Below are 20987 nucleotides of genomic sequence, written 5' to 3'. Positions count from 1 at the left end.
TAACGCGGGCCTGTGTGGGCTGTTCATCGCCTGGAGCGGATTTGTCCGATGCGTTTCAGGGCCCGGTCCGCGGGCTCGAACAGCTCCGGCCGTGACAGCACCGCGTTGCGCAGCGCCCGGACCGGGGCGCGGCGCGCCCGGTGCCCGACCGCCACCGGGTGACGTCGTGTCACCCACCCCTCGGACACGCTGAGTTCGCGTGTCTTCAGGGAGTCCTTGTACTCCTTCTGGCCCCGGCCGAGATCCAGGTACGCGATGCCGTCGGCGGCGGCCGCCTCGGCCATGCGCAGATGCAGGACCAGTCCCGGGGAGAACTTCGCGTACGCCGGGTCGTAGGCCGGGAACCAGCAGGCCAGCACCCGTTCGGTGCGCAGCCCGAAGTGGGCGGCGACCGGTCTGTCGTCCGCGTACAGCACCGACAGGATGCCCGCGAAGGGGTCCGAACGGGTGTGGAAGAGGCGCGTGACCAGGCGGCTGATCCACTCGTGTGCGAAGCGGTCGCTGCGCCCGGTCCGCCGGTACTGGGCGGACTTCCAGGCCATCAGCCGGCGCAGTGCGGCGGGGTCGCGCTCGTCGTGGACGTAGCGCACGGGGCCCGTGTCACGGCCGAGCCTCCGCTCCTTGGCGAGCGTGGTCCGGGTGAACTTCGGTGAGCGGTGCCGCAGTTCGCGCAGATAGGTGTCGTACCCCTGGTCCACGTCCATGACCGGGGACGGGAAGGTGCCGGAGGCTCCCTCCTCGAACGGCTCCTGGCCCGCCACCAGGTGGTCGAACTCCCAGACGGCCAGTGAGCAGTCCCGCAGCAGCCCACGGGCGTCCCAGGTGAAGCCGGGCCGGTGGACCAGGCCCTGGCAGTCGGAGACGCCGAGCCCGACGGCCCGGCCGACGCCGGTCGCCGATCTCTGGAACGGGAAGAACGCGGCGGGCTCGCCGTCCTCGCGGACCACCGCGATCCGCACGCCGCGTCTGCACCGGCCCACCGCGAGCGCGAACTCGGGGGACAGGAAAGGGTTCGCCAGTTGCTCCGCGCCGTGCAGATGAGCCTTGGACTGCATCGCGGTCCACGCCGCCCGGTCGGCGGCGGTCAGCTCGCCGGGGCGGTACACGCTGATGTCCACGTCAGGAGCCCTGTCTTCTCGCCGTACGGCCGCGCCCGCGCCGCACCAGAACCAGCAGGAGAACGAGGGAGCAGAACGCGGTGACGGCCAGCAGTCCGCCGCCGACGGACCACCGGTGCACGGCCAGCATCCCCTGGGCGACCAGCATGTCGAGGGCGACCGCGCCCGCGACCGAGGCGAGGGCGCGGCCGAAAGGATCCAGCCCGCGCAGCGCGGCGGCGATGGCCGCGGCCGGCGCCGCGAGCAGGAAGAACAGCGTCAGCGGGCCGCGCAGAGGGGAGCCGGAGCCGGTGAGCGCGAGCAGCGCGCCGATCCCTCCGGCCGTCGTCGCGGCGCCCGCGAGCAGCGGTGACAGGTCCTTCCCCGGCCCCGGCCGCGCCCGCTGTGTGCCCGGTGTCGCAACTGACTTGATGCGTATGGTCTGCATTGGCGACTTTGCCCCCCGAAGCGCCGGATGCCGGGCTTCAATGTCGCGCAGCCCCGCTGCCCCGTCAAGATGCGGAGGCGGCCGTACGGGTTCACGCGCGGTCGCGCACCCCTCCTGAGCGTCCGGTTCCCTACCTCTCAACCCACTTGTGCCACAACGGATTTCGTTGATCGTTGAAAAGTTTTGGCATGGACACTTCCTGTCAACACGCGTAGCTGCTACCACAGTTACGGCAGAGATCCTGCTAAAGGGAGGTTCCATGAGACGAAGTTCCCGAATTTCCGCCTATATCGGTTCCCTCCTCCTGACCGTCGGCCTCGCCCTGACCGGGGCGACCACGGCGCAGGCATCCCAACTGGCGGCGAACGGGCCGTATGTGGCCCTCGGCGACTCCTACTCCTCCGGGGTGGGCGCCGGCAGCTACATCAGCTCCAGCGGCAGTTGCAACCGCAGCACGAACGCGTTCCCCTACCTGTGGAACGCCGCCCACTCCCCGTCCTCGTTCTCCTTCAACGCCTGCTCGGGCGCCAGGACCGACGACGTGCTGGCCAACCAGCTCGGCTCGCTCAACTCCGCGACCGCCCTCGTCTCGATCACCATCGGCGGCAACGACGCCGGGTTCTCGGACGTCATGACGACCTGTGTGCTCCAGTCCGACAACGACTGCATCTCGCGCATCAACACCGCCAGGGCGTACATCGACTCGACGCTGCCCGGCAAGCTGGACAACGTCTACTCGACGATCCGCGCCAAGGCCCCGAACGCGCGCGTCGTCGTCATCGGCTACCCCCGCTTCTACCTGCTCGGTCAGCTCTGCCTGGGCCTCAGCGAGGCCAAGCGCTCCGCGATCAACGGCGCCGCCGACTACATCGACGCCGCCACCGCCAAGATCGCCGCGAACCATGGCTTCGTCTTCGGCGACGTCCGCACCACCTTCACCGGCCACGAGATCTGCTCCGGCAGCTCCTGGCTGCACAGCGTCAACTGGCTCAGCATCGGCGAGTCGTACCACCCGACGGCGGCCGGCCACTCCGGCGGCTACCTCCCGGTGTTCACCAAGGCGGCCTGACCCGCCGTCACCACCAGGCTTCCTCGCGGCTCGAAGCGGAGGCCCCCGCCTGCCGGGGTCTCCGCTTCGGGCCGATCCGTTTCCGGGCCTTGGGGCGACGACGGCTCAGCTCAGCGCCGCCACCGCCCCCTTGAGCATCAGCCCGGCTCCCAGCGCGACGACCACGCAGGCCGACCCGAGCGGCGCGGACCTGCGCACCAGGGCCGCTGCCCGGCCCGCGGTCCAGCGGGGCCGCCCGTCCAGCAGCCGGTTCATCCCGCTGCCCAGCCTGACCACGGCGAACCCGGCCGCGGTGAGGGTCAGGGCGAGCCCGACGCCGTACGCCACCACGAGCAGCAGCCCGAACCAGGCCTGCCCCATCGCCGCCGCGCCCACCAGGACCACCACGGCGGACGGACTGGGCACGAGCCCGCCGGCGAACCCCAGGAGCAGGGTGCCGCGGAGCGTGGGGACGGCGGGGTGGGTGTGGGTGTGGCCGCCGTGGGTGTGTTCCAAGCCGTGTGTGTGGCCGTGGTCGTGGCTGTGCCCGTGTCCGTGGCTGTGCCCGTCCCCGAGTCCGTGACTGTGGCCATGCCCGTGGCTGTGTCCGTGGTCGCGGTGGCGCCAGGCGCGGCGTACGAGGGCGGCGCCCCCCAGGGTGACCAGAACGCCGCTCGCGATGCCCAGCCAGGCGATCACCGAGGGAGCGGCCGCGGAACCGGCGGCGACCAGCAGCCCGAGGGCGACCACACCGAGGGTGTGCGTGACGGTCACCGAGGCGGCGAGCGGCAGCACGTCCCGGAGGCGGGCCCGGCCGCCGCGCGCCGCCGCCATCGCCGCCATCACGGTCTTGCCGTGACCGGGGGCCAGGGCGTGCAGGGCGCCGAGCCCGACCGCGACGGCCAGGGCGAGCGCGGCGAAGCCGACGGTGAGGTCGTGCCGGGCCACCAGGTCGTCCAGGGCCCGCGTCCAGCGGTCGGCGCCGCGCGGCAGCACGGAGGCGGCGGGCGCGTCGCGCCGGTCGTCGGCGAGCGCGGGTCCGCCCGACCGCACCCGCAGGGACGCGGCGGCGGTGTCGGCGGGGGAGGACAGCAACCGCGCGGGATAGTTCGTCAGTTCACGGGAGACGGAGGCCGTCGGCACGTCGGACGCGGTGAGCGTCATCCGGTCGCCGCGTGCCGTGATCTCCCGCCAGCCGGGCCCGGACGCCGCCTCGGCGCCGCGGAAGCCGACGGCGACGGTGGCGTCCTCGGGCAGCGGCGCGCTCAGCCCGCACTCCACCCGAAGGGTGTCGAGCCCCGCCTGACCGGGGCGTACGCGCGCGTGGCTGCTGTGCGCGGTGAGCGCGACCGCGCGCCCGTCGACGGTGACGGCGCTGTCCCGCGCGGCCTTCTCGCACCGCTGCCGGGCCCACCCGACGAGCCCGATCCGCTCGATGTCCGGCTTCGCCTGGGTCGCCGGGATCTCGGCGAGGTCCTCGACGTGTTCCACGCGGAGCGCGCCCGGGGAGGCGACCAGTCCGTCATAGCGGTTGACGGTGAAGTTCCCGAGCGGGTGGGCGCTCGCGGCGCCGGCCGGGACGAGGACGAGCGCGCAGGCCGCGGTGAGGGCGGCCGCGGCGGCGCGGAAGGTACGGAGGTGCTTCACCGGGCCGCCTCCAGGGACTTCAGGGCCGCACGCGCCGCACGGGTTTCCAGCGGGGAGAAGCCGGGGTTCAGCCTCAGGGCGGCGGTCAGGTGGGTGCGGGCGTCGTCGTCGTGGCCGGTGGCGTGCTCGATCATGCCGCGGTGGTAGAGGAACGCGGCGTTGCGGTAGCCGGTGGCCGTGGCCTGCCGGGCATGGGGGAGGGCCTCCTGGGCGCGGCCGTTCCGGTACAGCGCCCAGGCGAGCGCGTCCGAGGTGTGCACGGTGTGCCGGCGGGCCCACTCGGCGCGGGCCGCGCGCAGCGCCGCCCCGGTGTCGCCGTGGTCGGCCGCCGCGAGCGCGGTGTCGAGGTCCGCGTTGACGCCGCCCGCGCGGGCGAGCGCGATCCAGGCGTCGACGAGGGCGTACTGGTTCTCCGCCTTCGCCCGGTCGCCGGTGGCGGCCCGGTCCTCGTACAGCTCCCCGAGCTCGACGAGCGGTCCGGGCAGCGGGTAGCGGGAGACGACGTCCTCCAGGTCCCTGACGGCGTCGGCGCGGTCACCGCTCGCCGCCCGGGCGCGGGCGCGGCCCTCCAGGGCGGGCAGGTAGCCGTCGTCGGCGGCCAGGGCACGCGCGTAGTGGCCCAGGGCTTCCTTGTACTCGCCCTGGTTCCAGGCGAGTTGGCCGAGCTGGGTGGCGACGTAGGCGATGTCGCCGCGGGCGGTGGCGGAGGCGAGGGCCTGCTCCAGGACGCGGCGGGCGGTGGTGACGTCGCCGCGCAGTTCGCGCACGTAGGCGTAGCGCGTGAAGACCGGTACGCCGGGGCGCCGGGCGTCGGCGGTGTCGGAGGCCTCGGACGCCTCGTCGTACCGGCCGAGTTCGACGAGGGCGTCGATACGGGAGCACAGGGCGCGCTCGCTGTAGGGGTTCTGCCTCAGCGCCTGGTCCGCGTAGGCCAGGGCGCCGGCGAAGTCGTGCCGGGCGGCGGCGAGGGCGGCGCGGCCGGCGAGGGCCTGCTCGTTCCCGGGCGCCAGTTTCAGCGACCGCGCCAGCGCCTTCTCGGCCTGCGGGTACCGCGAGGGGTCGCCCTTGGTCCGTGCCTCCTCCACGTAGGCGAGTCCGAGGGCGGCCCATCCGCCGTCGTCCTTGGGCTGCGCCCGCAGATGTGCCTGAAGGGACGCGACGTCGGCGCCGCGGCTTCCGCCGACGAGCGGTTCCGACGCACCGGCCGCGCGGCCGGCCGCCCCACCGCCGTCTCGCACCGCCCCCACGGCCAGGGCGCTCCCGGTCATGACCACAGCAAGCAACACCACCACGCCGGCCATCGGCCCCCACCGCCGCCGACGTCCCACCCCGGCGTCACGCTCATCCGCCGGCGGCGGAGAGGTGCGGGCGTTGTCGCGGGGTCCGTCGGCCCCGCGCTCCCGCGGGGCGGTGGCGGCGCCGTCCTGCGGGCTTTCGGCCTCGCGTTCGGCGGGGCTGCCGTCGGAGGGGTCTCCGGCCTCGCGATCCTCCGGCGGGCCGGGGGCGCCGTCCTGCCGGTCCTCCGCCCCCCGATCTGCCTCCTGCGCGTCTCCGGGCTCGTGCTCGGCCGGGGTCCTCGGGGTGTCCTCGGGTGGGTGTTCGCGGTGGTCCTCCCTCGGTGGGGCCGCCGGGGCTCGGTCGTGCTCCGGAGGCTCGGGTTCCGGGGGCGGCGTGGGGCCCGTGGCGTGTTCGTCGTTCGGTGGGGTGGGGTCGTCGCGCCGGGCCATGCCCTCTCCTTGGTCGCCTGAGTGGTCCGGGCCGTATCCCAGGTACGGCCGTGGGGTGGGCGGCGCGGCCCGCGTCGTGGGGGATGGGTGGAACGCGGACCGCGCCGGTCGGTGGGGGCGTGGGTCAGTACGGGCGCTGCGCGCGGCGACGCCACCAGGACAGGCCCGTGCCGATCAGCAGGACCCCGGCCGCTCCAGCAGCAGCCGAACCGGCCATCAGCATCGTGCCGCCGGAGCCGCCCTCGGGCTGCAGCGCGCCGCCCAGCCCGCTGCGCACGTTCGCGCTCGTGCTCGCGACGGCCCGTGCCTGCGAACCGGACGCCGGCTCGGCCACGTACGGGAAGGAGTTCTCGAACTCCCGGTCGTTCGCGTCGACCCCGTCACTCAGGTCGTTCTTCGCGCCGAGCAGCGCGCCCTCCATCACCAGGAGCGCGGCGTCGATCACGTCGTCGGTGAGCCGGCGGCCGTTCGGGAAGCCCGCGGTGTCACCGTCGAGGACGCCGAGACGCTTCGGGTGCGGGCTCGGCGCGATCGAGGTGTTCAGCCGCAGCTGCTCCGAAGGCCGCACGTACGGCGGCTGGTTGAGGTCCTTCACACCCTTGAGGAACACCTCCACGAGATCGTCGCGCGGCTCCGCGGGCGCCTTGATGTCGTAGATCTGCTCGATGAGCTTGGGCAGTTCGGGATGGGTGACGTTGCCAAGGAACCGCGCGTCGCCGTCCGGCGAGGACGCGTTGAACGTGTCCTTGTCCTTCTGTGGGTTGACGACCTCGTTGACGAGCGGGTTGCCCAGGCGCGAGACCTGCGTGAAGCCGCCGCGGGCGTTCTTGCGCTGCGTGGTCGACCAGATGCCCACGACGGGCTGCTTCGCCGACTCGCGGATCAGGTCGTTCGGCACCTGGAGGGCGATCGTGTTGACGTTGTAGCCGGCGAGCGTGTCGTTGCCGACCTCGGAGAGGTCCCCGCCGTACAGCAGGTCGAAGACGCGCAGGTCCGCGAAGAACGGGTCGTCGGCCTGCCCGGCGAACGTCGCCGCGCCCGCCGCCGTCCGGTGGACGGCCTGCTTGCGCAGTTCGCCGTAGTCGGGCATCGAGGCCTTGCCGACGTTCGACGGCGCCACCGGCACGGAGTCCGCCAGCCGCGTCCTGGACACCTGCCTGTGGTGGCGGAGCTTGATCAGGTCGACGTCGTACGTCTGGGTCACGTTCAGGTTCGGGTCGTCCAGGCTGTGCACCGGACCCGTGTTGTAGAGGAACGTGTTCTTGTTCTTGACGTGCGTCCGGAACGTGTACCGGAAGATCAGGTCGCTCTGCGCGTCACCGTCGTTGTCGATGTGCAGGTCGTACTGGCCGTCGTCCGCGAACGTGTAGAAGTTCGGACCCCCGGCCGGCTCCTCGAACGGTATCCAGTTCGCCACGATGGTCGTCGTGTCGGGCTTGTCCGGACTGACGAACGCGTACAGGTCCGTGTTGTCGTACTGCGGGGTGCCCGAGATGAGCGGCGCCTCCCGGTGGCTGGAGGCGGCGGCCCGACCGGGTTCGAGCACGGCCGTGCCGGCGGCCGCGAGGCTTCCGGCGGCCAGCGCGCCGCACAGGAGAGAGGCGAGGCCTCTGCGTCCCTCCCCGGGAGCCGAACGCCTGGGGGCGCCCCCGCCGCGCCTGGAGAGACTGGGGAAACTTGTCATGCCGATCCGTCCTCAGTGCCGACTTGCCTGTCGCACGGGGATTCGGAGACCGGGCCGGTCCGGATGGGTCCGTCGCCGGATTTCTTTTCTTCCTGCCCGACCCGCGTTTTCGGCCCGCCGATCCGTACCTCATCGGAGGGGCGCGCGGTTGGCGCGCCCCACGTGCGCGAGGACGGGCCCACTGCGGCCGGCGGAGAGGGGACGGCGGGTGGAGGCGGACGAGCTTCTGGTGCTCGTGGCGGGGGGCGACCACAAGGCGTTCGAGGAGTTGTACGGGCTGGTGTCCGGGCCCATCTACGGCCTGGTGCGGCGCGTGGTGCGGGACCCGGCCCAGTCCGAGGAGGTCGCCCAGGAGGTGCTGCTCGAACTGTGGCGCTCCGCCCGGAGGTTCGACCCCGGGCGGGGCAGCGCCCTGTCGTGGGTGCTCACCCTCGCCCACCGCCGCGCCGTCGACCGGGTGCGCAGCGCCCGCGCCGCGGGCGAGCGGGAGCAGCGCGAGGCCGCGCGCGCCGCGTCGCCCGCCTTCGACCACGTCGCCGAGGAGGTCGAGGCCGGCCTGGAGCGCGAGTGGGTACGGCGCTGCCTGGACCGCCTCACCGCCCTGCAACGCCAGTCCGTGACTCTCGCCTACTACGACGGCTATACGTACCGTGAGGTGGCCGAGCGGCTGTCCCTGCCGCTGGGCACGGTCAAGACACGGATGCGCGACGGGCTCATCCGGCTGCGTGAATGCCTGGGATGTGCCGCATGAGCCTGCTCGACCGCCTGCTGCGCCGCGAGGACCCGCACTCCCTCGCCGCGCCCTACGCCCTCAACGCGCTGGAACCGGCCGAACGGGTCCGCTTCGAGAAGCACCTGAGGAACTGCCCCGCGTGCGCCGCCCAGGTGCGGGCCCTGGCCGAGGACGCGGTGCGTCTGGCCCGGTCCACCGCCGTACCGGCGCCCGCCGCGCTGCGCGAGCGGGTGCTGGCCGCGATACGCGACACCCCGCAGGACCCCGTGCCGACGCGGGAGCACACGCCCCAACTGCCGCCGCACGTCTGGGGCACCCGGCCGCCGCCCGCGCGCACCCGTGCGCCCCGGCCGCGCCCCCTGTTCGTGCCGTTCGCCACGGTGACGGCCGCCGCGGCCCTCGTCGTCGCGGCGCTCTTCGCCGTCCAGGCGAACCGGACCCAGGAGGAGCTGGCGGCCCAGCGGAACCGGGCACGTGAGATCGACCACGTTCTCGCCGCCCCGGACACACGGGCCGCCACCGGCCGGGACGCGCAGGGCCGCAGTATCGGAGTGATCGCTTCCGCCTCCCGGGGGCGGGCCGTGGTGACCCTGGGCGGGTACGCGGATCCGCCCAGCGGCCGAGTACGCCAGCTGTGGCTCATGCGCCCCGGCGCACCCCCGCGCTCCCTCGGCCTGTTCGCGGATGACGCGCCCCTGGTCGTCGCGGGTCTCACCCGGTCGGCTGCATCACTCGCCGTGACAGTGGAACCCGACGGGGGCTCACCTCAGCCCACTACGCAACCAATTGTTCAACTCGCCTTGAAATCTGTCGGATTCGGAGAGTAATCGTCAACACCCCTCCAGGGAAGGTGAATCCTGGCACCGCGATACACGAGTGCCCCAACGGGGCGATAGGGTTACTCTGCCCGGGCCGGGTGGACTCGTACGGGTGGGGAGTGACATGGAGCAGATAACAGTGCGCAGCAGGGCCAGGGTCCCTGCGATCACTTGCGGGAGCAGCGCGACCAGCTCGCGTCTCGACCGCCATCTGTCGGTGCTGGCCGGCCCAGCCGTGCCACAGCGGGAGACGGCCGAGGCGACGTCGCTGATGCGCGAGCTGACCGCACGTGGTCCGCACGACCGCACGGGCAGGCGCGCCCGGGTCCACCGCGTGTCGCTGTTCGCACCGCTGCGCAGGCTGCGCCGCTCGCTCTTCGGCGCGCGCTGAGCCCCAGGCCGACTGCCTCCCGGCCCGCTCACCTGACCCGCGTTCAGACCACCACGCCGTCCCGGCGCCGTGCCGCGATCTCGCCGTCCGTCATTCCCACGGCACGCGGCGGCGCCCCGGTGTACTGTCCGAGCGCGGGCACCTTCCCGTGCTCGGCCCGGTCCCGCCCGGCAGCGTGATCGACGGCAGTGGCGCCCTGAGCGGCCCGACCGGCGTTCCCACCTCCCGCCGCCGCTCCCGGGCCCCAAGTGCACATCCCCCGGAAGCGCGCTGACGACGTCCGCGCGCCGTACAACTACGTCCCGCAAGGGGCGGATTCATGCCCCGTGTCGCTGGGGCAGCCCCTCAGAGCAGGGCGAACTGACCCTCCGGGCCCTCCTCGCGGTGATCGAGGACCGAGGCCGGGCGGCGGGCCGCGGCCGGTACCGGCAGGATTCCCGCGGCGCGCAGTCCGATCGCGGTGATCGGGCTCGTCACCTCCAACGCCTCGCGGCGCGGCCGGAGTTCCGCCAGCAGCGCGAGGACCGTGATCAGCTCCAGCAGCTCGGACGTCCACGCCTGCGGCCAGGTCGCCGGGCGGACGGCCGCCAGGGTGCCCGGCTCGCCCTGGGCGGTCCGCGCGGCGAACCACTCCTCCAGGACCCGCCCCGAGCCGGCCTCGAAGTCCCAGGCCTGCGGCGGGACGGGGGAGACGCGGCCCTCGTCGAGGTGCAGGGTCTCCTCGTCGCGGTCGTAGCGCAGGGTCAGCGGGCGTGCGGGCAGCGGGGCACGGACGTAGGGGCGGCGGCCGCCGGGGAGCTTGGGGCGCTCGCCGTCGCGGCGCATCAGCCACAGCGTCCGGCGGCCCAGCTCCACCCCCGCCGCCCAGGCTCCGGCGTCCCCGGTGAGCGGGACCACCGGGCCGTTCGGACCGGGGCGCGCCGCCGCGAGTGTCCAGGCGAGCACGTCCTCCGGGGCGGGGCGGTGCCCGAGGCGGGCGGCGAGGTGGTCCAGCAGGCCGGGCGCCAGGTTCGGTTCCGCCGCCGCCGGACGGCGGTACAGGGGCCGGATGCGGCCCGGGCGCAGGAGGGGGAGCAGGGACGTCGCCAGCAGGGGCGGTCCGGTGCCGGGCGCGGCGGCGGTCTCCGCAACGAAGACCTGGCGGGCGTCCGCCACCCGCCACAACTCGGGGCGGGCCGCGTCGATCAGACGGTGGTCGGGGATCAGCCACTGCTCGTCGAAGGGCGCCACGAGCACGCGTGCCGGCTCCGGGCAGGGTCCGGAGGCACGGATCAGCCGCTCGGTGCCGCCGGACCGGCCCGGCAACTGCCCGACGGCCGTGTACGGCGTGCGTGAGCGCGTCGGCTCGAACAGGGCCTCCCGGTCGGGGCCCCCGGCCTTCAGCAGGGCCTCCCAGCGGGCTTTGAGGGAGCCCGCGTCGGGGGCCACCGGCCACCCCCGGCCCAGCCGCGGCGGTGCGACGGACCACGGCATGAGGTCGGCCAGCGGCAGAGCGTCGTCGTGCGTCACGCCGGGCATCGTACGACCTGACCCGGGCGGCCGGGTCAGGTGGCGTCGAGGGTGACCGTGAAGGAGAAACGGTCCCCCCGGTAGTGGATCACCGCCACGTCCAGCGGTCGCCCCGCCGTGTCGTAGGTGATCCCGGTGTAGTGCAGGATCGGGCTGAGCAGCGGGACCCGCAGCAGCCGCGCCGTCTCCGGATCGGCCAGCCGGGCCTCGACGGTGTCCGTGATCCGGCCGATGTCCGCGCCCACCACGTCCCGCAGCACCTTGGTCATCGGCCACCGCACCAGATCCTCCGGCGCCATCCGCCGGGCCAGCTCCGGACGGACGTAGTTGCGGGCGTGGTTGGTCGGCTCACCGGTCTTCTCGTCGCCGCGCAGCCGGTGGTACGCCGCCACCTCGTCCAGACCGGGGAAGAACTCGGCGAGCTGGGCGGGCACCGGCTCCGTGCCGTGGGCCAGCAGCTCGGTGGTCATGCCGGACTGCTGGGCCACGATGGCGTCCACCGAGCCCAGCAGCCGTATCGGGGCGCCCCGACGGGCACCGGGCTCGATGAACGTGCCGCGCCGCCGGTGCCGGGTGATCAGCCCCTCGTCCTCCAGCTCCTTCAGCGCCTGCCGCATCGTCAGCACGCTCACCCCGTAGTGGCCCGCCAGTTGTTCCTCGGTGGGCAGGCGCAGCGGGTCCTGGGGCGAGCGGCCGAGGATCGAGGCGCGCAACGACTGCGACACCTGGTACCACAGCGGCAGTTTGCGGTTCAGGACGATCGAATCCGGAGCGAAAGAGGTCACGGGTCATCCGTACCGGTAGGTAATCGATCAAGGCAAGGGGCACCCCCTAGGGGCGGAAGTTCCGTTCCAGCCCCTTCCACACGTCGTCGTACCGCCGCTGAAGGTGCTCGGCCCCGGCCGCGTGCGGAGTGAGCGTCAGCGGCCAGCGGGTCTCGAACATGAACGCCAGCCCGTCGTCCACCTTCTGCGGCTTCAGTTCCGCCGCGCTCGCCCGGTCGAAGGTCTCCCGGTCCGGGCCGTGCGCCGACATCATGTTGTGCAGCGAGCCGCCGCCCGGCACGAAGCCCTCCGCCTTGGCGTCGTAGGCGCCCTCGATCAGGCCCATGTACTCGCTCATCACGTTCCGGTGGAAGTACGGCGGCCGGAAGGTGTCCTCGCCGACCAGCCAGCGCGGCGCGAAGACGACGAAGTCCACGCCGGCCAGACCCGGGGTGTCGGAGGGAGAGGTCAGCACCGTGAAGATCGACGGGTCCGGGTGGTCGTAGGAGATCGTGCCGATCACGTTGAAGCGGCGCAGGTCGTAGACGTACGGCACGAGGTTGCCGTGCCAGGCCACCACATCGAGCGGTGAGTGGTCGTAGGTGGCGGTCCACAGGTTGCCGCAGAACTTGTTCACCACCTCCACCGGGCCCTCGGTGTCCTCGTAGGCGGCGACCGGAGCGCGGAAGTCCCGGGCGTTGGCGAGGCCGTTGGCGCCGATGGGGCCGAGGTCGGGGAGGCGGAAGGGGGCGCCGTAGTTCTCGCAGACGTAGCCGCGGGCGGTGTCGTCGAGCAGCTCCACCCGGAAGCGCACCCCGCGCGGGACGAGCGCCACCTCCCCCGGCTCGGCCCGCAGCAGCCCGAACTCGGTGCGCAGCAGCAGCCCGCCGCGCTCCGGAACGATCAGCAGCTCGCCGTCCGCGTCGCTGAAGACGCGCTCCATCGAGGAGTCGGCGTGGTAGAGGTGCACGGCCACGCCGGTGCGCTGGGTCGCGTCGCCGTTGCCGCCCAGGGTCCACAGGCCGGCGAGGAAGTCCGTGCCGCGGGCGGGCTCCGGCAGCGGGTTCCAGCGCAGCCGGTTCGGGTCCGGCGCCGTCTCGGTGAACGGCGCCGTGCGGATCGTGCCGTTGCCGGTCCGGGTGAACGCCGGATGCGCGGCCGACGGGCGGATCCGGTACAGCCACGAGCGGCGGTTGTGGGCCCTCGGCTCGGTGAACGCCGTACCGCTGAGCTGCTCCGCGTACAGCCCGAGCGGGGCGCGCTGCGGGGAGTTGCGGCCCTCGGGCAGCGCGCCCGGAACCGCCTCGGAACCGTGCTCGTTGCCGAACCCGGAGAGGTAGGTCGGTTTCCCGGCGGTCCTGCGTGCGTCCCCGCTCATGATCGCTCCCTTGCAACCTGATTCCTATGGGACACCGTAGGATTGCGATTTCCGGGGCGCAAGCCCCCTACTCCGGACGGAGGCCGGAACCCGACTTCCGGGGGATCCGCCGGGCCCGGCCGCTGTTCTAGGCTCCCCGTCATGTCGTCGTGGACGCGGGGATCACTCGCTGCGCTCACGGCCTCGGCCCTGCTCTTCGCCGGGCCGGCGGGCTGTGGACGCAAGGCCGGGGACGGGCAGGGGGACGAGAAGCCGGCCGAGCCCGTGGGCAAGCTGCTCGACCACACCGACGAGGCGGGCCGGCGCTACCGCGAGGTGGACCGGAAGGCCGCTCCCGAGGTCCGCGTCGAGGTGCGGCCGGGGTCCGGCGGCGACTGGGACGTACGGCTGGCCGTGCGCCGCTTCCGCTTCTCCCCGGACGGCACGCCGGCCCGTCCGGCGGCCGGGCGCGGCCTCGCCCAACTGCTGGTGGACGGACGGCTCGTCGTCCGCCTGCGCGCCCCGGAGTACCGCCTCTCCGGCGGGCTCGTCCCGCACGGCACCCATCACGTCACCGTCCGCCTCCACGCCGACGACGGCACGGTCTGGGCGGTGGCCGGCAAGCCGGTCCAGTCCACGGCCGACATCACGGCCGCGCCGCAGGACCGGGGCGAGTCGTCCCCTGCCGTGTCCTCGGAGCCGTAGCGGGGCTGCCGGGAGGCGCGCTTCACCCGCTCGCCGGGGGAAGGCATGATGAAGCCGTGTCCCACCCCACCCCGCTTCGCCGCGCGCCCGTCCAGCGGCGCAGTGCCGAACGGCTGTCCAGGATCCTCGACGCCTGCGCCGACCTCCTCGACGAGGTCGGCTACGACGCGCTGACCACGCGGGCCGTCGCGGCGCGCGCCGGTGTGCCGATCGGCTCGGTCTACCGGTTCTTCGGCAACAAGCGGGCGATGGCGGACGCGCTCGCCCGGCGCAACCTCGACCGGTACACCGAGCGCGTCGCCGAGCGGCTGAAGGAGGTGCGGAAGGCGGGCAACGGCGGCTGGAGTGCCGCCATGGACGCCGTCCTCGACGAGTACCTGGCCATGAAGCGGACCGCCCCCGGGTTCTCCCTCGTCGACTTCGGCAACCAGATCCCCGTCGGCGTCCGCCACGCCGAACCCAACCACCGCGTCGCCGACCGGCTCACCGACCTCCTGGCCGGCTACCTGGGCCGCGTGCCGGACGACGACCTGCGCCGCACCTTCCTGATCGCCGTCGAGACCGCCGACACCCTGGTCCAACTCGCCTTCCGTGTCGACGCGCAGGGCGACGAGCGGATCATCGAGGAGATGCGGCGGATGCTGCGCGCCTACCTGGCGAAGGTGCTGGACTGAGGCCGTCCTCCCCGGTGCCGTGAGGGGTTCGGCGAAGGGGCGGAACACGGTTGCTCCGGCCGGGGGAAAGCTGACGGCGCGTCGGGTGCGGTTTGCCTCGTGACGCGAGCGCATATGAAAGACAGTCAGTCGAAAGAGCGATTTGTATGAAAATCGTCTGACTCGGAGGAACGCGCATGCCCACCCTGACAATCCCACGCACCTTCGGCTCCCGCGCCGTCGCCGTCGGTCTGACCGCCCTGACCGCGGCCGGTGCCACGTGGCTGGCGGCGCCGTCCGCCATGGCCCAGGGGGAAGCCGGCGACATCAAGATCCACCGGGTGGGCGTGCCCTTCGGCGTCTCGAAGGACGACCCCGTGGTCTGCCGCTTCTACCTGGACGCCGCCAACTTCGACGTCCTGCCCAACATCGCCTACACCATCCAGCCGCAGCCACCGCTGCCCAACAGCGCCACCGTCACCGGCACCATCGCGCTGGCCGGCGGAGCGGGCCACACCGACCCGCTGGGGCTCGCCGACGGTCAGTACAGACTCGCCTGGACCGTCGCCGGCACCCCCAAGGAGAAGATTTTCCGTGTCAACTGCCGTGAGGGCGGCGGCCGGCAGGGCGCGCCGGGTCCGGGCGGCCGGATCGAGGACCCGGGCCGCGGCCACGAGGTGCCGGGCGCGGGCCGGGACGACCACGGCGGCCCGCGGGGCGGTGTCCACGCGGGCGGCGGCGGCCTCGCCTCCTCGGTCGCGGCGTTCTCGCCGGTGACCGGGGCCGCGGCCGTGGGGCTGGTCGCGGTCTGCGGGATCGTGTACACGCGGCTGGTCCGCCGGCGCCCGCATGGCGCCGCGTAGGCGCAGACGCAGGCCCTGGTACCGGACCCGTGCCTACCGCCTGACCAGGACGACCGTGCTCGCGGTCGTCCTGGTCACGGCCGGGAACCGGTGCGGTGGACAGCACGACGGCACCGCGCCGGAGCGAGCCGCGGGGCCGGGCGCGGTGGCCCCGGCCCACCCGGGCCCTTCCGGCGCGGACGGCGACGGCGGGAACGGCGATGGCGGGAACGGCGGGAACGGCGGCAGGGCCGCCAACAGCGGCCCGGACCGCAGTGGTTCCGGCACGGACGGTTCGAACGGCGACGGCCCGGACCGCGGCAAGTCCGCCTCGCCACGGCCCGGTGCCTCCTCCTCGCCCCCGCCCACGCCGCTGCCCCGCTCACCCGCGACCACCCTGCGCATCCCCTCCCTCGGCGTCGACGCGCCGATCATCCGGGTCGGCCTCGACGGCGACCGGGAGCTCCAGACGCCACCGGTCGACAAGCCCAAGCTCGTCGGCTGGTACGACCGCGGCCCCACACCGGGGGAGCCCGGCACGGCGGTCGCGGTCGGGCACCGCGACACCAGAACCGGCGGCGCCGTCTTCGCCGGGCTCGGCCGGCTCGGTCCGGGCCACCGCATCGAGATCCGGCGCCAGGACGGCCGCACCGCCGTCTACACCGTCGACAAGGTACGGGTCTTCGACAAGGCCCGCTTCCCGGACAAGGAGGTGTACGGCACGTCCCGCCGCCCCGAACTCCGCGTGATCACCTGCGGCGGCCTCTACACACACAGAGCCGGCTACTCCAGCAACGTCGTCGTCTTCGCCCACCTGACCTCGACGACCTGACACCGCGCGGCACGGAGGGCGGGTGGCCCACGACCGGCCGCCCGCCCCTGAACGTGATCGTCCGCTTTCTCACCTGGCGGACGCCTGCTTCCGATCCTGCCCGGTGTCTTCCCCCGGGTGCGCACCGTCCGTTAACTTCCGTGACTCATACGCCCCGTACGACCCGCACGAGGCGTTCGACCCGCGGAGCCTCAGTGCTCTGGTGAGTCCGGGGGAATGCCTCATGACACGCGCCATCTCTCTGCACGACGTGAGCAAGACCTACGCCAAGGGCGTCCGTGTGGTGGACCGCCTCTCGCTCGACATCGCGCCCGGCGAGTTCCTGGTGCTGCTCGGGCCGTCCGGCTGCGGGAAGTCCACCGTGCTCAGGATGATCGCCGGACTGGAGGAGATCACCGAGGGGCAGTTGCTGCTCGATGGCGAGTACGGCAACGAACTGCCGCCCTCCGGCCGCGACATGGCGATGGTCTTCCAGAACTTCGCGCTCTACCCGAACATGACCAGCCGCGACAACATCGGCTTCCCGCTGCGGATCGAGTCGCCCGGCACGGACCCGGGCCGCCGGGTCGACGCCACCGCCCGGATGCTGGGCATCGAGGACCTCATGGACCGCTTCCCCAGCCAGCTCTCCGGCGGCGAACGCCAGCGCGTCGCCATGGGCCGCGCGATCTCCCGGCACCCGTCCGCCTTCCTCATGGACGAGCCGCTGTCCAACCTCGACGCCAAGCTGCGCAACCATCTGCGCGCCGAGATATCCAAGCTGACCAGGGAGCTGGGCGTCACCACGGTCTACGTCACCCACGACCAGTCCGAGGCCATGTCCCTGGGCGACCGCGTCGCCGTCCTGCGCGGCGGCGTCCTCCAGCAGGTGGACACCCCGCGCGCGGTGTACGCCCTGCCCCGCAACGTCTTCGTGGCCGCCTTCATCGGCACCCCGCGCATCAACCTGCTGCGCGGCCTGATCCGCGCCCCGCTCGACGGCGCCATGACCATCAGCCTGGGCAAGCAGTTCCTGCGCCTGCCCGAACCCCTTTCCCTGGACCACCAGTTGCTGCGCGTGCAGCAGGGCCGCGAGGTGATCGTGGGGCTGCGCTCGGAGGCCGTCCGGATCGCCCCCAAGTTCTCGGCCTCGTCCCGGCGGCCGGGTATGCCCGCGCCCGCCGCCCGGCCCGGGGAGGTGGCGATCACCGGGCTGGTGGAGCACATGGAGTTCCAGGGCCACGAGGTCCTCGTCCACTTCAACACCGGTTCCCGCCCCGCCGTCGTACCGGACCTGGAGGCCCCGCGTCCCACCCGGCGACCGACCCGGCGGCGTCGGCGCGAGGGCACGGTCCTGAACCGGCTGCGGGGCCGGGCGGGCGCCCTGCGCGCGGGCCCCGTGGTGGTGATGGACCACCCCACCTCAGCCGAGCCGGATCCGGTCGCCGCGCCCGACCCACGCGTGCCCGGCGACCTGGTCGTGCGGACCACGCCGGACATCGAGCTGCGGCACGGCATGCAGGTGCCGCTCCTGGTCGACCTCGCCCGCCTGTTCGTCTTCGACCAGCACGGCGAGCGCATCTGCCCGGCCCCGGACCGCCTGCCCGACCTGGAGGAGTGAACGGCCCCGGCGGGCCGTGGCCGACCGGGGGAGGGGCGGACGCGCGGCGGCCGGGCGCGGGTGCGCGGATACATCGAGCAGGGCATCGCCGAGGGCGCCCGCCTCGTCGCCGGCGGGCCCGAATCCCCGCGCGAACGGGGCTACTTCGTCAGCCCCACCGTCCTCGCCGACGTCACCCCCGGCATGACCGTCGCCCAGGAGGAGATCTTCGGCCCCGTCCTCACCATCCTCCGCTACGACGACGAGGAGGACGCCCTGCGCATCGCCAACGGCACGGTCTACGGCCTCGGAGGCGCCGTCTGGGCGGCCGACGAGACGGAGGCGGTGGCCTTCGCCCGCCGCATGGACACCGGCCAGGTCGACATCAACGGCGGCCGCTTCAACCCGCTCGCCCCCTTCGGCGGCTACAAGCAGTCGGGCGTCGGCCGCGAACTCGGCACACACGGACTCACCGAATACCTCCAGACCAAGTCCCTCCAGTTCTAGGGGCTTTCGTCCGGATCAGGGTGGATCAGGGAGCGGTGTCGGGGTCCGCGTGTGCTGCTTTTCGGCCAGGCCGCCGAGAATCGGCCGATTGCGGGCCTGAATGGTCTATACCCTTCTCGCGTGAAAGCGCTTCCGGTACGTTCCTTCCGGTTGATCGACGGGGGCGACGTATCACCAGGAATTCGTGCGGCGTTCCCCGGGCGATTTGCCACACCTGCTGTCGGTGACCCGCCGGCGGCATCCGGGAAACCCAAAAGTGAAGGATTCCGCATTGGATGCCATGGTGCTTGAGGCTCAGAAATGGGTCAATGCGACGTACAGCGGAGTGGCCGGGTACAACAAGGCTCCCGAGGACGGGAAAACCGGCTGGCTGACCATGTACTCGCTGACTCGGGCGCTTCAGCACGAGTTGGGGATCACGGCGCTCTCGGACAGCTTCGGTCCAGGTACGCTCTCCGCTCTGACCGCGCGCGGCGGCGTTTCCGCCAACGAGACCAACCAGAACATCATCAAGATCGCTCAGTGCGCCTGCTACTGCAAGGGGTACGACGGCGGCGGCATCAACGGGAACTTCAGCTCCACGCTGGGCGTCTCGATCGCCGGGCTGATGAACGACGCCGGCCTCGGCGGCTACAACGGGTCGATCCAGCCCAAGGTCTTCAAGGCCCTGCTGACCATGGACGCGTACATCCTGCTGGCGGGCGGCACCGAGGAGGTCCGCACGATCCAGCGATGGCTGAACGGCCGCTACATCAACAAGTCCACATTCTTCGTCATGCCGGCTGACGGCCACTACACACGCGATGTGCAGACAGGCCTGATGAAAGCCCTGCAATACGAGTTCGGGATTGCGGAGGACTCGGCCACCGGCAATTTCGGTCCCGCCACCCAGCAGGGCCTGCGGGACCATCCCGTCGCGCAGGGATCCAGCGGCGTATTCGTGCAACTCTTCAGCGCGGCCTGCGTCTTCAATGGCCGGGTCGGCGGCAGGACCGCCTCCTTCACGAACACTTTCGACTCCGATCTCACCAGCTATGTGCACGACTTCCAAGGATTCTCCGCGCTGCCCGTGAGCAACAGGGGTGACTACGCGACCTGGGCGCAATTGCTGGTGTCCACCGGTGACCCGGACCGGGATGCCACCGCGTGCGACACCAGCAGGCGCATCTCGGCGGCGCGAGCGCAGAGCCTCTACAAGGCCGGATACCGGTTCATCGGCCGCTACCTGGCCGAGGAGCCCCAGTACAACACCGAAAAACCCATCGCCCCCGGCGAACTGGATGCCATTTTCTCCGGCAACCTGAGGGTATTCCCCATCTGGCAGTACGGTGCCAGGAGCCTCGACGACTTCAAGTACACCATCGGTTTCCAGCACGCTCTGCTCGCTCACGAGAAGGCCGCCGCCCTCGGATTGAACAAGGGCGTCGTGATCTACTTCGCCGTCGACTACGATGCCACCGACCCCGAGATAACCAGCAATATCGTTCCCTATTTCAACGGCGTGCAGTCCGGCCTCGCCAGCAAGGGGAAGCGGTACATCGCGGGCGTCTACGGATCGCGCAACGTGTGTTCCCGGGTCACCGACGAGGCGTACGCCCGCTTCTCGTTCGTATCGGGCATGTCCTGGGGCTTCTCCGGGAACCTCGGTTTCCCCATGCCGAGCAACTGGTCCTTCACCCAGATCAAGGAGTTCACGTTCGCGGCCGGAGGTGACAGCTTCCCGCTCGACAACGACGTGTACCGTCCCAAGAGTGATCCGGGCGTCGGCCGCGACGAGGTCGGCGGCACCGAAGCCCCGACGGACGCGTACCTGCAGTACATCGACGACCTGTACGCCTGCGCGGTCCGCTACAACAAGGGCAATCCGAGCCTGCGCGTCATGGAGTTCCTGCGGTACCCGACCTACGTGGACCTCTACTCCGGCTGGCAGACCCTCATCGGTGACGTCGACCGGGACTGGATCGCGTACGCGACCGCGAACGGCCCCAAGCGGCAGACCAGCTTCAAAGACCCGTCGTACGGCATCAGTTACGGAGTCGACCACTTCGGAGCGACCGCCAACGGCTACTACCTCAAGGGTGCCGGATCGGGAACCGGGGCCAACCGCGGCGACTTCGCGGGCTGGGGCGGCGACCTGACCACCTTCTACGCGGACTGGCGCAACAACGCCGACGAGTACGCGTCCGGTTACCAGTTCTGCACCGACCGGCTCGCGAAGATCAACGTCGCCTCGTCCTTCGCCTTCGACGACCTGATCGAGGACGTCGACGGCTACCTCGTCGGCATGGCGGTGCGAGACGGCGCGAAGATCAACGAGGTGATCCGCGACCTCATCGGGGGCACCGGCCACCTCAGGCGCTTCAAGGACTTCTACACCAAGCGGCACGGCGGCAGCGTCGCGAACGTGACGGACACCGCGCGCACCATGCTCATCGACGTCGGGGACGACGACATCCTGGACGCCATCCGCACGGCCGCCATCCGCAAGCTCGCGGGCGTGGCCACCATGCTTCCGGGCTACATGCCGAGCGACAAGCTCAACCCGTTCCTCAGCGGATACGCGGACACCATTCAGCGTATTGTGGGGAACGAGAATGCCAAGATGCTCGCCTACATGGCCAAGAACGGACTGAAGAGCCTGTAGCG

At 72.2% G+C, this 20987-nt stretch carries 18 protein-coding genes and 2 pseudogenes; 11 read left to right on the top strand and 9 right to left on the bottom strand.

Annotated elements, in window-relative coordinates:
• Window positions 1–23: 23 nt before the first annotated feature.
• Complete coding sequence (locus ACIP4X_RS16050; protein ID WP_358735347.1) at window positions 24–1118, bottom strand: GNAT family N-acetyltransferase; 1095 nt, start codon at window positions 1116–1118, stop codon at window positions 24–26.
• Window position 1119: 1 nt separating this feature from the next.
• The gene (locus tag ACIP4X_RS16045) at window positions 1120–1545 is read right to left on the bottom strand and encodes a hypothetical protein (protein ID WP_391456350.1); all 426 of its coding nucleotides are present in this window, start codon (window positions 1543–1545) and stop codon (window positions 1120–1122) included.
• Window positions 1546–1804: 259 nt separating this feature from the next.
• Between ACIP4X_RS16045 and ACIP4X_RS16040 the strand changes: the two genes are divergently transcribed.
• Window positions 1805–2614, top strand: coding sequence for a GDSL-type esterase/lipase family protein (locus ACIP4X_RS16040; RefSeq protein ID WP_391456352.1), 810 nt, complete (start codon window positions 1805–1807; stop codon window positions 2612–2614).
• A gap of 105 nt (window positions 2615–2719) precedes the next feature.
• Here ACIP4X_RS16040 and ACIP4X_RS16035 read toward each other — a convergent pair whose 3' ends face one another.
• The 3 genes from ACIP4X_RS16035 to ACIP4X_RS16025 form a co-directional block, all read right to left on the bottom strand.
• Window positions 2720–4240 carry a nickel transporter gene (locus tag ACIP4X_RS16035; protein ID WP_401348782.1) on the bottom strand — a complete coding sequence of 507 codons (1521 nt, stop codon included), beginning with the start codon at window positions 4238–4240 and terminating at the stop codon, window positions 2720–2722.
• Window positions 4237–5967 carry a tetratricopeptide repeat protein gene (locus ACIP4X_RS16030; RefSeq protein WP_391456356.1) on the bottom strand — a complete coding sequence of 577 codons (1731 nt, stop codon included), beginning with the start codon at window positions 5965–5967 and terminating at the stop codon, window positions 4237–4239. Before ACIP4X_RS16030 ends, ACIP4X_RS16035 begins: the two co-directional genes overlap by 4 nt.
• Window positions 5968–6091: 124 nt before the next feature.
• Window positions 6092–7651: a DUF4331 family protein gene (locus tag ACIP4X_RS16025; protein WP_391456358.1), complete on the bottom strand. Its 1560-nt coding sequence runs from the start codon at window positions 7649–7651 to the stop codon at window positions 6092–6094.
• 208 nt (window positions 7652–7859) lie between these two features.
• On the opposite strand from ACIP4X_RS16025, the gene ACIP4X_RS16020 reads away from it, so the two are divergent.
• The 3 genes from ACIP4X_RS16020 to ACIP4X_RS16010 all read left to right on the top strand — a co-directional run bounded on the left by ACIP4X_RS16020 (window position 7860) and on the right by ACIP4X_RS16010 (window position 9593).
• Window positions 7860–8402, top strand: coding sequence for a sigma-70 family RNA polymerase sigma factor (locus tag ACIP4X_RS16020; protein ID WP_358735335.1), 543 nt, complete (start codon window positions 7860–7862; stop codon window positions 8400–8402).
• Entirely contained in the window at window positions 8399–9211 is an 813-nt protein-coding gene (locus tag ACIP4X_RS16015; RefSeq protein WP_391456361.1) for an anti-sigma factor domain-containing protein, read from the top strand. The genes ACIP4X_RS16020 and ACIP4X_RS16015 overlap by 4 nt, the downstream gene beginning before the upstream one ends.
• Window positions 9212–9326: 115 nt before the next feature.
• A complete protein-coding gene (locus ACIP4X_RS16010) occupies window positions 9327–9593 on the top strand; it encodes a hypothetical protein (RefSeq protein WP_141362413.1) in 267 nt (88 codons plus the stop codon).
• A 43-nt stretch (window positions 9594–9636) separates the two neighbouring features.
• On the opposite strand, the pseudogene ACIP4X_RS16005 reads toward ACIP4X_RS16010, so the two are convergent.
• The 4 genes and pseudogenes from ACIP4X_RS16005 to hmgA form a co-directional block, all read right to left on the bottom strand.
• Window positions 9637–9842, bottom strand: a pseudogene (locus tag ACIP4X_RS16005) (CoA transferase); the annotation flags it as partial.
• A gap of 96 nt (window positions 9843–9938) precedes the next feature.
• Window positions 9939–11111 carry a type ISP restriction/modification enzyme gene (locus ACIP4X_RS16000; RefSeq protein ID WP_401348776.1) on the bottom strand — a complete coding sequence of 391 codons (1173 nt, stop codon included), beginning with the start codon at window positions 11109–11111 and terminating at the stop codon, window positions 9939–9941.
• Between the two features lie 26 nt (window positions 11112–11137).
• Entirely contained in the window at window positions 11138–11887 is a 750-nt protein-coding gene (locus ACIP4X_RS15995; protein ID WP_358735329.1) for a GntR family transcriptional regulator, read from the bottom strand.
• A gap of 46 nt (window positions 11888–11933) precedes the next feature.
• Window positions 11934–13244 carry a homogentisate 1,2-dioxygenase gene (gene hmgA, locus ACIP4X_RS15990; RefSeq protein ID WP_358735327.1) on the bottom strand — a complete coding sequence of 437 codons (1311 nt, stop codon included), beginning with the start codon at window positions 13242–13244 and terminating at the stop codon, window positions 11934–11936.
• Window positions 13245–13385: 141 nt separating this feature from the next.
• Here hmgA and ACIP4X_RS15985 point away from each other — a divergent pair, with 141 nt between their 5' ends.
• The 7 genes and pseudogenes from ACIP4X_RS15985 to ACIP4X_RS15955 all read left to right on the top strand — a co-directional run bounded on the left by ACIP4X_RS15985 (window position 13386) and on the right by ACIP4X_RS15955 (window position 20985).
• Complete coding sequence (locus tag ACIP4X_RS15985; RefSeq protein ID WP_358735325.1) at window positions 13386–13928, top strand: hypothetical protein; 543 nt, start codon at window positions 13386–13388, stop codon at window positions 13926–13928.
• A 56-nt stretch (window positions 13929–13984) separates the two neighbouring features.
• Window positions 13985–14602, top strand: coding sequence for a TetR family transcriptional regulator (locus ACIP4X_RS15980; RefSeq protein ID WP_391456369.1), 618 nt, complete (start codon window positions 13985–13987; stop codon window positions 14600–14602).
• 176 nt (window positions 14603–14778) lie between these two features.
• Window positions 14779–15444: a hypothetical protein gene (locus tag ACIP4X_RS15975; protein ID WP_358735321.1), complete on the top strand. Its 666-nt coding sequence runs from the start codon at window positions 14779–14781 to the stop codon at window positions 15442–15444.
• The gene (locus ACIP4X_RS15970; RefSeq protein WP_401348769.1) at window positions 15431–16255 is read left to right on the top strand and encodes a class F sortase; all 825 of its coding nucleotides are present in this window, start codon (window positions 15431–15433) and stop codon (window positions 16253–16255) included. Before ACIP4X_RS15975 ends, ACIP4X_RS15970 begins: the two co-directional genes overlap by 14 nt.
• Before the next feature lie 223 nt (window positions 16256–16478).
• Window positions 16479–17855: an ABC transporter ATP-binding protein gene (locus tag ACIP4X_RS15965; protein WP_358735317.1), complete on the top strand. Its 1377-nt coding sequence runs from the start codon at window positions 16479–16481 to the stop codon at window positions 17853–17855.
• A 51-nt stretch (window positions 17856–17906) separates the two neighbouring features.
• A pseudogene (locus tag ACIP4X_RS15960) lies at window positions 17907–18341 on the top strand (aldehyde dehydrogenase family protein); the annotation flags it as partial.
• 280 nt (window positions 18342–18621) lie between these two features.
• Window positions 18622–20985 carry a glycoside hydrolase domain-containing protein gene (locus ACIP4X_RS15955; RefSeq protein WP_401348766.1) on the top strand — a complete coding sequence of 788 codons (2364 nt, stop codon included), beginning with the start codon at window positions 18622–18624 and terminating at the stop codon, window positions 20983–20985.
• Window positions 20986–20987 lie beyond the last annotated feature (2 nt).

This window comes from Streptomyces sp. NPDC088817 (assembly GCF_044750345.1).
Classification (GTDB): Bacteria; Actinomycetota; Actinomycetes; order Streptomycetales; family Streptomycetaceae; genus Streptomyces.
Note: the sequence above shows the minus strand (reverse complement) of the source record. Positions and strands in the feature narration are given on the sequence as shown.